Raw genomic sequence first — 12,389 nt, forward strand, 5'->3', positions numbered from 1 at the left:
TCCGGACCTTTCGCTTCGGGGGTGCGACTTGCGGTGGGTGCCGCGACCTTCTGCCCGAGGTGGGCTGGCCGCGCAGTTCCCCGCGCCCCTAAAAACGCTCGCCCTCCCACGTGAGGGCAACCACCCGGGCTGCGTTTGCGGCGCGGGGCAACCCACCAGGGGCGCGGGGAACTGCGCGACCAGCCCCCCGCCGGGGGAAGGTCCCGCGGGATACCGTCAGAGGCAGCCCGGAGGGCTGGGGGGACGGTCACAGCGGAGCCAGGGTCAGGAGAGTAGCGCCGGGGGAGACCTGGTCACCCGGCGCGACGTGGATCGAGGCCACGCGGCCGGCGACGGGCGCCACCACCGGGGACTCCATCTTCATCGCCTCAAGCGTGAGGACGTGCTGCCCCGCCGCGACGCAGTCGCCCTCGCGGACGGCGACCCGCCACACCCCCGCCGCCAGCTCCGCCTCGACCGCGCAGCCGCCCGGCGGCACGGCAACCCCCTCCGCAGGCCCCGCGGCGGGAGCCGCCCCCGCGGAGTCGGCCCGCGCGAATTCGCCGGCGGCCTCCCAGGCCGCCCGCTCCGCCGCGAAGGCGGCCCCCTGCCGGGCGCGGAAGCCCTCGATCGACTCCGCGTTCCGCGCGAGAAAGCGCTGGTGCTCCGCGAGAGCGAACTCGCCCTCCTCCACCCGCAGTCGCAGCCGCCCCGCCGCCATGTCGGCCCGCAGGTCGAGGAGTTCGTCGGCCTCGACCGGATACCACCGGATCCGGTCGAAGAAGCGCAGCAGCCACGGTTCGGCGACGCCCGCCGCCGCGTCCCGCCCGGACCAGACCTGGACGGTGCGGCCGACGAACTGGTAGCCGCCGGGCCCCTCCATGCCGTAGACGCACAGGTAGGCCCCGCCGATGCCGACGGAGTTCTCCGCCGTCCAGGTGCGCGCCGGGTTGTACTTGGTGGTGACGAGCCGGTGCCGCGGGTCGAGCGGCGTGGCGACGGGCGCCCCGAGGTAGACGTCGCCGAGGCCCAGCACCAGGTATTCCGCGTCGAAGACCGTGCGGTAGACGTCGTCGACGGAGTCGAGCCCGTTGACCCGCCGGATGAACTCGATGTTCCACGGGCACCAGGGCGCGTCGTCGCGGACGCCCGCCATGTAGCGGGAGATGGCCTCGCGGGTCGCGGGGTCGTCCCAGGACAGCGGCAGGTGCACGGTGCGGCTGGGCACCACCAGGTGCTCGGTCGGAGGGAGTTGGTCCTCGGCCTCGCGGACGAGGTCGAGGAGCTTGCCGGTGGGCAGCACGTCGGGGTCGACGTGGATCTGGAGCGAGCGGATTCCGGGCGTGAGGTCGACGACGCCGGGCAGCCGCCGCTCGGCGAGGTGCTCGGCGAGCGCGTGCACCCGCATGCGCAGCGCCAGGTCGAGCTGCATGGGGCCGTATTCGACGAGCAGGTTGGCGTCGCCGCTGCGCCGGTACGTCACCGCGGGGCTGCCGTCGCCGGGTTCGGTACGGCCGAGGACACCGCCGTCGCCGAGCACCGGACGGCACGCGACCGGTGCCGCGGCGGGCGCCGCGCGCAGACCCGCGGCCGCGTCCTCGGTGACGGGCACGAAGCGCACGGTGTCGCCGGGCCGCAACTGGCCGAGCTTCCAGCGCTGTCCGGTCACCACGGTGGCCGGGCACACGAAGCCGCCGAGCGAGGGCCCGTCGGGGCCGAGCAGCACCGGCATGTCGCCGGTGAAGTCGACCGCGCCGACCGCGTAGGGCGTGTCGTGGATGTTGGACGGGTGCAGGCCCGCCTCGCCGCCGTCGGCGCGCGCCCAGCGCGGTTTGGGGCCGACGAGCCGGACACCGGTGCGGGCGGAGTTGAAGTGCACGCTCCAACTGGCCGCGTAGAAGTCGGTGATGTCCTGCTCGGTGAAGAACTCCGGTGCCGCGTGGGGTCCTTCGACGACGCCGATCTCCCACGCGGTGCCGATCGCGGGGCGCCGGGCGGGTGTGACGGGCGTGCCGTCCGCGGTGGCGGCGCCGCCGTGCAGTACGTCGGCGGTGCGCAGGGCCCGCCCGCCGTGCCCGCCGAAGCGGCCGAGGGTGAACGTCGCGGCGCTGCCGAGATAGGGCGGCACGTCGAGCCCGCCGGCGACCAGCAAGTACGTGCGCAGGCCTGCCTCGTGCGGCGCGCCGACGTCCAGCACGGCGCCGGCCGGCACGGTGACCGGCTCCCACTGCGGCACCGGCGCGCCGTCCACGGTGACGGGAGCGGATGCGCCCGTGACGCACACGGTGGTGGTGTGGCTGAAGCGCAACGCCGGTCCCTGGAGGGTGCATTCGAGCCCGGCGGCGCCCTCCGGGTTGCCCAGCGCGGTGTTGCCGAGCCGGAAGGACAGGTCGTCCATCGGCCCGCACGGCGGCACCCCGACGTGCCACAGCCCGGTGCGGCCCGGCCAGTCCTGCACGGTGGTGAGGGTGCCGGCCCGTACCACGTCGATCCGCCGCGAGGCGTCCGTGACGCCCTCCAGCGTCGCGGTGTGGTGGGTGGCGGCGCGCAGCGCGGGTTCGGCGAGTGCGGCCCGCAGCAGTCCGAGGTTGGTCTCGATTCCGTCGATGCGGGTGGCCGCGAGCGCGCCTGCGAGCTTGGCCAGCGCCTCCTCCCGGTCGGCGCCGTACGCGATCACCTTGGCGAGCATCGGGTCGTAGGCGGTGGTCACCTCGGTGCCGGTCGCGACCCAGGTGTCCACCCGTACGTCCGGCGGGAATTCCACCCGGGTGAGCAGCCCGGCGCTGGGGCGGTGGCCGCGGGCGGGGTCCTCGGCGTAGACGCGCGCCTCCACCGCGTGGCCGCACGGCTCCGGCGCCGCGGCGGGCGCCTCGCCGTCGCGGGCCAGCCGCAGCATCCACTCCACGAGGTCGACGCCGTACGTCTCCTCGGTGACCGGGTGCTCCACCTGGAGGCGGGTGTTGACCTCCAGGAAGTACGCCTCCTCGCGTGCCGCGTCGTATACGAACTCCACCGTTCCGGCCGAGCGGTAGCCGACCGAGGCGCACAACGCGCGGGCGCTCTCGGCCAGTTGCTCCCGCAAATGGCCGGGCAGGCCGGGCGCCGGGGCCTCTTCGAGCACCTTCTGGTGGCGCCGCTGGAGGGAGCAGTCGCGGTCGCCGAGCACCGTGACCCCGCCGCGCCCGTCGCCGAAGACCTGCACCTCGACATGCCGGGCGCGCTCCACCAGGCGCTCCAGGAAGAGCCCGGCGGACGAGAAGCCCGCGGCGGCGGCGCGCTCCACCGGCTCCCAGGCGGCGGCCAGTTCGGCGGGGGTGCGGCAGGCCCGCATGCCGATGCCGCCCCCGCCGCCGGTGGCCTTGAGCATCACCGGGTAGCCGAGGCCTTCGGCCGCGGCCAGCCCGGCGTCCAGGTCCGCCAGCAGCCCCGTGCCCGGCAGCATGGGCACCCCGGCGGCCTGCGCGGCGTCCCGCGCGGTGTGCTTGGCGCCGAAGACCTCCAGATGCCGCGGTTCGGGGCCGACGAAGACGAGTCCGGCGGCCTCGCAGCGGCGTGCGAAGTCCGCGTCCTCCGACAGGAATCCGTAGCCGGGGTGCACCGCGCCCGCCCCGCTCTCGCGTGCGGCGGCGAGCACGGCGTCCGCGTCGAGGTAGCTCTCCTTGGCGGGAGCGGGCCCCAACCGCACGGCGGTGTCGGCGAGATGGACGTGCGGGGCGCCGCGGTCGGGGTCGGAGAAGACCGCGACCGTGCGCAGGCCCATGCGGCGCGCGGTGCGCAGCACGCGGGCGGCGATCTCGCCGCGGTTGGCGACCAGAAGCGTGTCGAAGCTCATCGCGTCGCCCCCGGGGCGGTGACCGTCATCAGCACCGGCGTCGGGTCGAAGCCGTTGCAGGGGTTGTTGATCTGCGGGCAGTTGGAGACCAGCACCAGCACGTCGCGCTCGGCGCGCAGGGTCACGGCGAGCCCTGCGGCCGAGCGGCCGTCGACGATGCCGAGGGTGCCGTCGTCCTCGACGGGGACGTTCATGTACCAGTTGATGTTGCTGACCAGATCGCGCTTGCCGAGGCCCCAACGGGCGCCCTCGGCGAGGAAGTTGTCGGCGCAGGCGTGCTGCGACCAGGTGTGGTGGCCGTAGCGCAGGGTGTTGGACTCCTTCGAGCAGGCCCCGGCGATCGTGTCGTGCCCGCCGCACCCGTCGGCGGTCACCGTCATCAGCGGGGTGTGCTCGTTGGACATCAGGACGCTGCCGGTGGTCAGGAAGATGCCGCCCTGCGCCTGGATCGTGTCCGGCGCGCTGTAGCGGACGGCGGTGTCGGCGGCGTCGTAGACCAGGAAGTCCACCGCCTGGTTGCCGTGCAGGTCGGTGATCGTCAGCAGCGCGCCGCCGGGGATCACCGCGGACCAGGGGGCGCGGGCGGCGACGGTCGCGGTCCGCACGGAGGTCTCGGAGGTCATCACAGCCCCTTCGCGGTCAGGTGCTCTGCGGTGTTCTGGAAGGCGCGGCGGCCCTCCGGGGTGTCGTCCCACAGCGGATCGCCCGGCCCGGTCGGCCGGCCCGGCCGGGCGGTGGCCTCCAACGGGCCGCACACGTACGACGGATGCGGGTCCAGCGGGTGCGGCGCGTTCGCCAGCAGCACCGTCAGCGGCATCTCCGCGCGCAGCGTCACCGCCGTGCCCGGTCCCGCGGAACCGGTGAACTCCAGCGTGCCGTCGGGCTCCACGCGCACGCCCTGGAAGAACGACAGCGAGGGCGGCAGGTCGCGCGGCTCCAGCCCCTGCTTGGCGGCGGCGAGTTTGAACAGCTCCCGCCCCGCCGGGGTGCCGCCCTGCGGCGAACCGTCGCCGTACCGCGCGGTGTTGCGTACGACCGTGGACGTACCGCACAGCGTGTCGTGTCGCCCGCTGGTGTCGGCCACCAGTGAGGCCAGCACCCGGCCCTGGTCGGAGAGCAGCAGCCGGCCCGCGCCGAGGTAGGCGTTCCACTGCACCTTCACGGTGTCGGCGACGTTCAGCCGCTCCCAGGGGCTGCCGGTGGCGAAGAGCAGCACGTGTGCGCACGCGGTGCCGGTCGGGTCGGCGAGCCGCAGCTCGGTGCCGCGGGCCAGCGCCTTGTGCGTGTAGTTGCCGCCCGCGACCGTCTCCGCCCACACCAGCCCGTCCGGCGCCGGCACCAGCGGCATCGCCGCCGACCGCCGCCCCTGCTGGGCCCGCGCGTGGTCGCGCGCGCCGTACGTCGTCCCTGTCGCCCGTGCCGCCACGCCGCACCTCCAGTTTCTGTCGTGCGACAGAAATTAGGCGGGAGCGGATTCCGGGCGATTGCCCGCGCGTTGCGCCCGGGTTACCGGCTGCTCACCGGGACCGCCCGGCGCGGTGGGAGGACCGCGGCTGTGCGACGATCGCGGCGTGAGCGGTACAGAGCAGGGCGCCGGCGGCGGCAGGGGCGAGCGCGGGCGGCGCGTCGGGCGGCCCCGGGCGCAGGCCCGCCCCGACACCGGGCTCACCCCGCGCCAGGAGCTGCTCGCCGCCGCGGGCGAGCTGTTCACCACCCGCGGCTACTCCGCCACCACCACGCGGGCCGTCGCCGAGCGGGCGGGCATGCGGCAGGCGACCATGTACCACTACGTCAGCGGCAAGGAGGAGCTGCTCGCGGAGCTGCTGGAGGGCACGGTCACCCCGTCGCTGGCCCTCGCGCGCTCGCTGCTGGCCGACGGGGAACGCCCCGCGGAGCGGCGGCTGTGGGAGCTGTGCCGCGCGGACGTCGAGCTGCTGTGCGCCGGGCCGCACAACCTCGGCGCCCTCTATCTGCTGCCCGAGGTGCGGGCGGAGCGGTTCACCGCGTTCCGCTGCGCGCGGGGCGAGTTGCGGGGGGCCTACGGGGCCCTGCTGGCCGCCACCGCGGTGGGCGCCGCCCTCCCCCCGGACGACCTCGCGCTGCGCGCGGACCTGCTCTTCGCCCTGATCGAGGGCGTGATCCTCGCTCCCCGCGACCGCGCGGGCGCGGACTTCCCCTCCGCGACGGCGGATGCGGCCCTCCGCGTCGCCGGCTGCGTTTCCGGCTGCCCCTGAGCTTGCCGGGTACGCGCCGTCCCTGCCCCTTGCGGTGGCCGGCGCAACCGTCCGCAGGTGGGTGGTTGCTCGCGCAGTTCCCCGCGCCCCTTTCGCTCCGGGGTACCCCTTGCGGTGGTCCGCGCGACCTTCTGCCGGTGGTGGGCTGGTCGCGCAGTTCCCCGCGCCCCTGAGGTGGTTGCCACTTGGCGTGGCATGGTGCCTTTCCCCCGGTGGGGGCTGAGCGCGCCCGCGCGGCGCCAGCCGCATATCGAATACAGCCCCGCGCCCCTGGTGGTTGCCCTCGCTGCGTGGGGTGAGCGTTTTTAGGGGCGCGGGGAACTGCGCGACCAGCCCCCACCGGCGGACGGTCGCGCAGCTCACCGCAAGGGGCAGCTCGGAGCGGACCCCGCTCAAGAAGAGGCGCGGCGGAAGGCGCGGAAGGTCGCGCCGAGGGCGAGTGCGGCGGCGAGGAAGAGGAGGGTGAACCAGCGGAAGTACCAGTGGCCGCCCGTCGGGTCGTAGACGGCGGCCCGCGGCCAGGCGAGGTTCACGGTCATCGCGAGGCCGTACACGAGGGCCGCGGCGTTGACCGGGATTCCCCAGCGGCCCAGCGAGAACGCGGGAGCGCCGGACTCGTCCGTCACCGGCGGGAGCGGCGCCCGCAGCCGGCGCAGCAGCTGCGGGCCCGTCACCATCGAGTACGCCAGGTACAGCATGACGATGCACGTCGTGCCGATCGCCAGCCACGCGTCCGGCGACGCGAACGCGATGAGCAGCAGCGCCGCCGAGAGGACGCCGACCACGAGCGCGGGTACGGGCGGCTGCCCGGTGCGCGGTGAGACCCGGGCGAGCGCGGGGGACAGGGGCAGCGCCCGGTCCCGCGCCATCGAGAAGAGCATGCGCGTCGCGGACGTCTGGATCGCCAGCGTCGCGACGGCCACCGCGAGCGCCACGTCGCACAGCAGCACCCGCCCGAGCCCGTCGCCGAGCCGGCTGGTCAGGACGTACGACAGCCCGTCCGTGCCGAGCCGCCCGTCGGTGAGGCTGGGCGCGGCGAGCAGCGCCGCGAGCACCAGCAGCGAGGCGAGCACCCCGGCCGCCGCGAGCGCGGTGAGGATGGTGCGCGGCGCGACCCGCCGCGGATGCCGGGTCTCCTCGCTCATCTCGCCCGCGCTGTCGAAGCCGATCATCACGTACGCGGCCGCGAACGACCCGACCAGCAGCGCGGATCCGCCGCCCCCGCTGTGCACGGTGACGGACGGCGAGCGGTCGGCGTGCGTGAGCAGCAGGACGACGATGAGCACCGCGCCGACGATCTCGGCGGTGACGCCGACCCGGTTGACCACCGACATGACCTTGTTGTCCAGCAGGTTGACCGCGGTGGTGAGCGCGAGCAGCGCGATGCCGAGCAGCGCCGCGTTCGCCGCGCCGTCCGACGACAGCGGCGAGGTGTCCGTACCGATGATCTGGAAGCCGGACCAGACGGCCGGCAGCACCACCTGGAGCGCGAGCGCGGCCGCCGCGACGACCACGATCTGCCCGAGGACCATGATCCAGCCCGCGTACCAGCCGAAGACGGCGTTGCTGAGCCGGCTCGACCACTGGTAGACGGCGCCGGAGATCGGGTAGCGGGCGGCGAGTTCGGCGAAGCACGCGGCGACCAGGAGCTGGCCGATCAGGACGGCGGGCCAGGTCCAGAAGAAGCGCGGGCCGCCGAAGGAGTAGCCGAAGGCGAAGAACTGGAAGACCGTGGTCAGGACGGAGATGAAGGAGAAGCCGGCGGCGAAGGACGCGTAGCGGCCGAGGCTGCGGTGCAGTTCCTGGCGGTAGCCGAAGTCGGCGAGCCCGGCGGTGTCGCCGCCCGGGCCGGTGGCGGGCGTGGGCGGCCGCACGTCCTGCGGTGGCCGCACCTGGGTGGCGGGCGGTCTGCTGGTGGTCATGGCCGGGCTCCCTGTCGGGTGTTTCGTCCGGTGTTCCTGTCGGGCGACAGAAATTAGGCACCGGGTGTTTCCGCCGCATCACACGGCCGTGTCCGTCGCGGGCCGAAGTGCTCACGCGCGCCGCACACCTCCGTACGACCCCCTCCCGCCCGCCGCCGGAGCGGTGACTCGCGATATACGCTGCCGTCGAAATTCGCGATACATCGTCTTGCTCGCACTCGTCGAACGCGATATGTTCGGCGACGGATATACGGCAACGGGCAGCAAGTGATGACGGGGATGAACGCGGTGGCGAAACGGCGCAAGCTGTCCAACCCGCTGGCCTTGGCGGTCATGGTGTTTCTCGGCGAGCGGCCGATGCACCCGTACGAGATCGCCCGGCTGCTGCGGCAGCGCGGCAAGGAGCACAGCATCAAGATCAACTACGGTTCCCTCTACACCGTGGTGCAGAACCTGGAGAAGCACGGCTTCGTCGAGGTCGCGGGCGTCCAGCGGCAGGGCAACCGGCCCGAGCGGACGCTCTACGGCCTCACCGAGGCGGGCCGCACCGAGGCCCACGACTGGCTCGCCGACCTCGTCGCGGTGCCCGCGCAGGAGTACCCCGGCTTCGAGGCCGCGCTCTCGCTGATCGGCGCCCTGCACCCGGACGAGGCCGCCGAGCTGCTCGCCGAACGCGCCGGGGCGCAGGAGGTGCAGGCCGCCGCGCTGCGCGGGGTGCTGGCCAAGCTGGGCGCCGAGCTGCCGCGGCTGTTCCTGATCGAGACCGAATACCAGGCCCGTATGCGCGAGGCGGAGGCCGCCTGGATCCGCGAGCTGCTCGCCGAGGTGGCCGAGGGCCGGCTGTCCGGCCTGGACGAGTGGCGCGCCTGGCACGACACGGGCGCCCTGCCGGAGGACTGGCAGCGCTTCGAAGAGCAGTTCCGCGACGCGGAGGCAGAGGCAGAGGCGGAGGCCGGAGCCGGGACGGGCGCCGACGCCGGCGCGGCCGCCCGCCCCGCCGACCCCGGCACCCGGCCCGCCGCGGCCCCCGCCGCATCCGAACCGGAGGAAACCCCCTGATGACCACCGCAGCGCCCGCCGTCGAAGCGGCCGGGCTCACCAAGACCTACCCCGGCGGGGTGACGGCCCTCGACGGCATGGGCGTCACCGTCGCCGCGGGCACCGTCTTCGGACTGCTCGGCCCCAACGGCGCCGGCAAGTCCACCACCGTCAAGATCCTCACCACGCTCGCCCGCCCCGACTCCGGCACCGCCCTGGTCGCCGGGCACGACGCGCTGCGCCACCCGGACCGCGTCCGCCGCGCGATCGGCGTCGTCGCCCAGAAGTCCGGCGCCGACCCGGTCGCCACCGGGCGGGAGAATTTGCTGCTCCAGGGGCGGCTGTACGGGATGCGCGGCCCTGAACTGGGCCGCCGCACCGACGAACTGCTCGACCGCTTCGACCTGACCGGCGCCGCCGGGCGCCAGGTGCGGACGTATTCCGGCGGCATGCAGCGCCGGCTGGACGTGGCGCTCGGCCTCGTCCACCGGCCGCAGGTGCTCTTCCTCGACGAACCGACGACCGGGCTGGACCCGGAGGCGCGCGGCGCGATGTGGGAGGAGATATCCCGGCTGGCCGGGGACGAGGGCCTCACCATCCTGCTGACCACGCACTACCTGGAGGAGGCCGACCGGCTCGCCGAGCGGATCGCGATCGTCGACCGCGGCCGCGTCGTCGCCGAGGGCACCCCGGACGAGCTGAAGGGCGAGCTGCACGGCGACGCCGTCCACGTGGAGCTGCGCGACGCGCCCGGCGAGGTGGACGCCCGGCTGCTGGCCACCGCGCTCGGCGCCTTCACCGCGGTGCGCGAGGTGGCCGTCGACGGGCGGCGGCTGAGCGCCCGTACCGACGACGGACCCGCCGCCGTACCGCAAGTGCTGGCCGCGCTGGAGCAGCAGGGCGCGGCGGTGGCGTCCGTCACCGTCGCCCGGCCCTCGCTCGACGACGTCTACCTGCGGTACGCGGGGCGTCGGTTCGCCGAGGCCGACGCGGGCCGGGACGGCGCGGGCGCAGTGACGGACACCGGCACGGACACGGGGGAGAAGGCCGCATGAGCACCGAAACCGCCTACCAGACCTGGTACATGACGCGGCGCCACCTCACCGCGATCATGCGCCAGCCGGTCGTCCTGGTCATCACCCTCGTCCAACCGGTCATCTGGCTTTTCCTGTTCGGCTCCCTCTTCCGCAAGGTCGTCGAACTCCCCGGCTTCGGCAGCGGGTCCTACCTCGACTACCTCGTGCCCGGCGTCGTCGTGATGAGCGCGGTGTCCTCCAACATGTGGGCCGGCATGGGCACGTTGGAGGAGATCGAGCGCGGCACCCTCAACCGCTACCTGACCACGCCGGTCAGCCGGGCGGCGCTGATGAACGCCAACGTCGTGCAGCAGGGCCTCAGTACGGCCGCCCAGTCGGTGCTGATCGTGCTGCTCGGCAAGCTCGGCGGCGCCGACTACCCGGGCGGCGCGGGCGGACTACTGGTGCTGCTGGCCGCGTCGGTGCTGCTCGGTACGGTCTTCGGCGCCGCGTCCAACGCGATCGGCATGCTGGTGCGGCAGCGCGAGAGCATCATCGGCATCAACTCCTTCCTGCTGCTGCCGCTGACCTTCCTCTCCTCGGCCTTCATGGCACCCGGCCTGATGCCGTCCTGGATGCGGCACGTCGCGGACTTCAACCCCGTCAACTGGGCGCTCGTCGCGAGCCGTTCGGCGATGTCCGCGGATCCCCACTGGGGTGTCGTGCTGGGCCGGGGCGGCGCGCTGCTCGCCCTCGCGGCCGCCGCGGTGTGGCTGTCCACCCGCACCTTCCGCTCCTACCAGCGCTCGGTCTGAGGCCGGGAGGAGACGCAGGCGGGCGCTGCCGGTCAACCGACCGGCAGCGCCCGCCTGTTGGGGTCGCTACGGCCGGTCGCCCACCTCCTGCTCGCGCTCCACCTCGGCGTTCCACTCCCGCTTGGACGACTGCCAGCCGTCCTCGTCCGAGCCGCGCCGCCAGTAGCCCGACACCGACAGCCGCTCGCGCGGGACCCCCAGCTCCAGCCGGACGAAGCGGCGCAGCTCCTTGACGAAGCCCGCCTCGCCGTGCACGAAGACCTGCACATCGCCCTCGGGCACGGCCATCCCGGTCACGGCGGCGACCAGCGCCTCGCCGACCGGCCGCCCGCCGCGGTGCAGCCAGACCACCTCGACGTCGCCGGAGCCGGCGCCTTCCAGCTTCTGCTCCTCCTCCGGACCCGCCACCTCGACGAAGACCTTCGCGGGCGCGCCCGGCGGCAGCGCCTCGACGGCCGCCGCGACGGCCGGCAGCGCGCTCTCGTCCCCGGCCAGTAGATGCCAGTCGGCGGCCGGGTCGGGCGCGTAGGCACCGCCGGGGCCCATGAAGTCGATGCCGTCACCGGGCCGGGCGGCCGCCGCCCACGGCCCGGCGAGGCCCTCGTCGCCGTGGTGCACGAAGTCGAGGGTCATCTCACCGGCCTCCGGGTCCCAGGCCCGCACCGTGTACGTCCGGGTCCGCGGCCACTGCTCGCGCGGCAGGTCGCGGCGTACCGCCTCCATGTCCAGCGGCCGCGGATACTCCACGCCCTCGGGCGGGAAGACGAGCTTGACGTAGTGGTCGGTGAAGGCGCCGATGTCCGGACGGTCCGCGGGATCGACGGCCAGCACCACGCGCACCATCCGCGGGGTGACCCGCCCGGTGCGCACCACCGTGGCGTGCCGTGCCCGCGGAGTCCTGCGTGCCGGTCGCTCTGCCATGGGAACCCGCTCTCTGCCGGAGACCTTGCTACTTAGGCAAGCCTAACCCCGACGCCGGTCCGCGCCCCCCATTTTCCACCCGCCGCCCGGGCCGCCCACCGTCACCCGGGGCCGCCCGCAGCTGCCCGCGGCCGCCCGGGGTCCCTCAGAGCCCCACCTTCTGGTGATCGGGCTCGATGAGTGCGGCGACGCGCTCCGGGTCGCGCGCGTACGGCCCGCCGGTGTACTTCCGGGACATCGCGTCGATGACCGCCCACCCCGCTTCCCCGTCCAGCCACTGGACGACCCGGCCGCGGACGACCACCGGCTCGTACGGGTTGTCCTGCGGCGCCAGCGAGATCGCGACCCGCGGGTCCCGCCGCAGGTTGCGGGCCTTGCGCGAGTCCGGCCCGGTGAAGAAGACGATCCGGTCGCCGTGCGTCCCGATCCAGACCGGGACGGTGTGCGGCGAGCCGTCCGGCAGGACGGTGGCGAGGTGTGCGAGGGGGGTGCCGTCGAGCACCCGGCGGACATCGGGGTTCAGCATGGCGGTCGGCTCCTGACGTGGTTGCGGTACGGCGTTTCGCCGAGCGCCGCCCCGCTGCCCGGCGGCGTCGGCGCACCCCCATCCTGGCCCGGAGGGGCCCGGGAGC

At 74.4% G+C, this 12,389-nt stretch carries 10 protein-coding genes; 4 read left to right on the plus strand and 6 right to left on the minus strand.

Annotation, left to right across the window (positions count from 1 at the left end):
- Nucleotides 1-247: 247 nt before the first annotated feature.
- From uca to ACH4SL_RS24830, 3 genes are read right to left on the minus strand one after another with little or no spacing between them, the layout of a single operon-like run.
- Entirely contained in the window at nt 248-3,811 is a 3,564-nt protein-coding gene (uca, locus tag ACH4SL_RS24820; protein ID WP_398449176.1) for an urea carboxylase, read from the minus strand.
- On the minus strand, nt 3,808-4,434 hold the full coding sequence (locus tag ACH4SL_RS24825; RefSeq protein WP_398449178.1) for an urea amidolyase associated protein UAAP2: 627 nt from the start codon (nt 4,432-4,434) through the stop codon (nt 3,808-3,810). The genes uca and ACH4SL_RS24825 overlap by 4 nt, the downstream gene beginning before the upstream one ends.
- Nucleotides 4,434-5,237 carry an urea amidolyase associated protein UAAP1 gene (locus ACH4SL_RS24830; protein ID WP_398449180.1) on the minus strand — a complete coding sequence of 268 codons (804 nt, stop codon included), beginning with the start codon at nt 5,235-5,237 and terminating at the stop codon, nt 4,434-4,436. The genes ACH4SL_RS24825 and ACH4SL_RS24830 overlap by 1 nt, the downstream gene beginning before the upstream one ends.
- A gap of 145 nt (nt 5,238-5,382) precedes the next feature.
- Here ACH4SL_RS24830 and ACH4SL_RS24835 point away from each other — a divergent pair, with 145 nt between their 5' ends.
- Nucleotides 5,383-6,045 (plus strand): TetR/AcrR family transcriptional regulator, encoded by a 663-nt coding sequence (locus tag ACH4SL_RS24835; RefSeq protein ID WP_398449182.1) that lies wholly within the window; start codon nt 5,383-5,385, stop codon nt 6,043-6,045.
- Nucleotides 6,046-6,437: 392 nt separating this feature from the next.
- Here the strand turns inward: ACH4SL_RS24835 and ACH4SL_RS24840 are convergent, their stop codons facing one another.
- Nucleotides 6,438-7,967 (minus strand): amino acid permease, encoded by a 1,530-nt coding sequence (locus ACH4SL_RS24840; protein WP_398449184.1) that lies wholly within the window; start codon nt 7,965-7,967, stop codon nt 6,438-6,440.
- 279 nt (nt 7,968-8,246) lie between these two features.
- Here ACH4SL_RS24840 and ACH4SL_RS24845 point away from each other — a divergent pair, with 279 nt between their 5' ends.
- Genes ACH4SL_RS24845 through ACH4SL_RS24855 form a run of 3 tightly spaced genes read left to right on the plus strand, consistent with a single transcriptional unit; the run spans nt 8,247 to nt 10,836 of the window.
- The gene (locus ACH4SL_RS24845; protein ID WP_398449629.1) at nt 8,247-9,026 is read left to right on the plus strand and encodes a helix-turn-helix transcriptional regulator; all 780 of its coding nucleotides are present in this window, start codon (nt 8,247-8,249) and stop codon (nt 9,024-9,026) included.
- Nucleotides 9,026-10,060: an ATP-binding cassette domain-containing protein gene (locus tag ACH4SL_RS24850; RefSeq protein WP_398449186.1), complete on the plus strand. Its 1,035-nt coding sequence runs from the start codon at nt 9,026-9,028 to the stop codon at nt 10,058-10,060. Before ACH4SL_RS24845 ends, ACH4SL_RS24850 begins: the two co-directional genes overlap by 1 nt.
- Entirely contained in the window at nt 10,057-10,836 is a 780-nt protein-coding gene (locus tag ACH4SL_RS24855; protein WP_398449188.1) for an ABC transporter permease, read from the plus strand. Before ACH4SL_RS24850 ends, ACH4SL_RS24855 begins: the two co-directional genes overlap by 4 nt.
- Before the next feature lie 66 nt (nt 10,837-10,902).
- Here ACH4SL_RS24855 and ACH4SL_RS24860 read toward each other — a convergent pair whose 3' ends face one another.
- A complete protein-coding gene (locus ACH4SL_RS24860; RefSeq protein WP_398449190.1) occupies nt 10,903-11,757 on the minus strand; it encodes a siderophore-interacting protein in 855 nt (284 codons plus the stop codon).
- Between the two features lie 145 nt (nt 11,758-11,902).
- Nucleotides 11,903-12,283 carry a PPOX class F420-dependent oxidoreductase gene (locus tag ACH4SL_RS24865; protein WP_398449192.1) on the minus strand — a complete coding sequence of 127 codons (381 nt, stop codon included), beginning with the start codon at nt 12,281-12,283 and terminating at the stop codon, nt 11,903-11,905.
- Nucleotides 12,284-12,389: the final 106 nt, after the last annotated feature.

The organism is Streptomyces sp. NPDC021020, from assembly GCF_044333285.1.
In the GTDB taxonomy this organism is placed as follows: Bacteria; Actinomycetota; Actinomycetes; order Streptomycetales; family Streptomycetaceae; genus Actinacidiphila.

What these genes read in the sequence shown, in the direction of transcription:
- uca (WP_398449176.1), bottom strand. Translation starts at nt 3,811, where the DNA reads ATGAGCTTCGACACGCTTCTGGTCGCCAACCGCGGCGAGATCGCCGCC.
- ACH4SL_RS24825 (WP_398449178.1), bottom strand. Translation starts at nt 4,434, where the DNA reads ATGACCTCCGAGACCTCCGTGCGGACCGCGACCGTCGCCGCCCGCGCC.
- ACH4SL_RS24840 (WP_398449184.1), bottom strand. Translation starts at nt 7,967, where the DNA reads ATGACCACCAGCAGACCGCCCGCCACCCAGGTGCGGCCACCGCAGGAC.
- ACH4SL_RS24845 (WP_398449629.1), top strand. Translation starts at nt 8,247, where the DNA reads ATGAACGCGGTGGCGAAACGGCGCAAGCTGTCCAACCCGCTGGCCTTG.
- ACH4SL_RS24850 (WP_398449186.1), top strand. Translation starts at nt 9,026, where the DNA reads ATGACCACCGCAGCGCCCGCCGTCGAAGCGGCCGGGCTCACCAAGACC.
- ACH4SL_RS24855 (WP_398449188.1), top strand. Translation starts at nt 10,057, where the DNA reads ATGAGCACCGAAACCGCCTACCAGACCTGGTACATGACGCGGCGCCAC.
- ACH4SL_RS24860 (WP_398449190.1), bottom strand. Translation starts at nt 11,757, where the DNA reads ATGGCAGAGCGACCGGCACGCAGGACTCCGCGGGCACGGCACGCCACG.
- ACH4SL_RS24865 (WP_398449192.1), bottom strand. Translation starts at nt 12,283, where the DNA reads ATGCTGAACCCCGATGTCCGCCGGGTGCTCGACGGCACCCCCCTCGCA.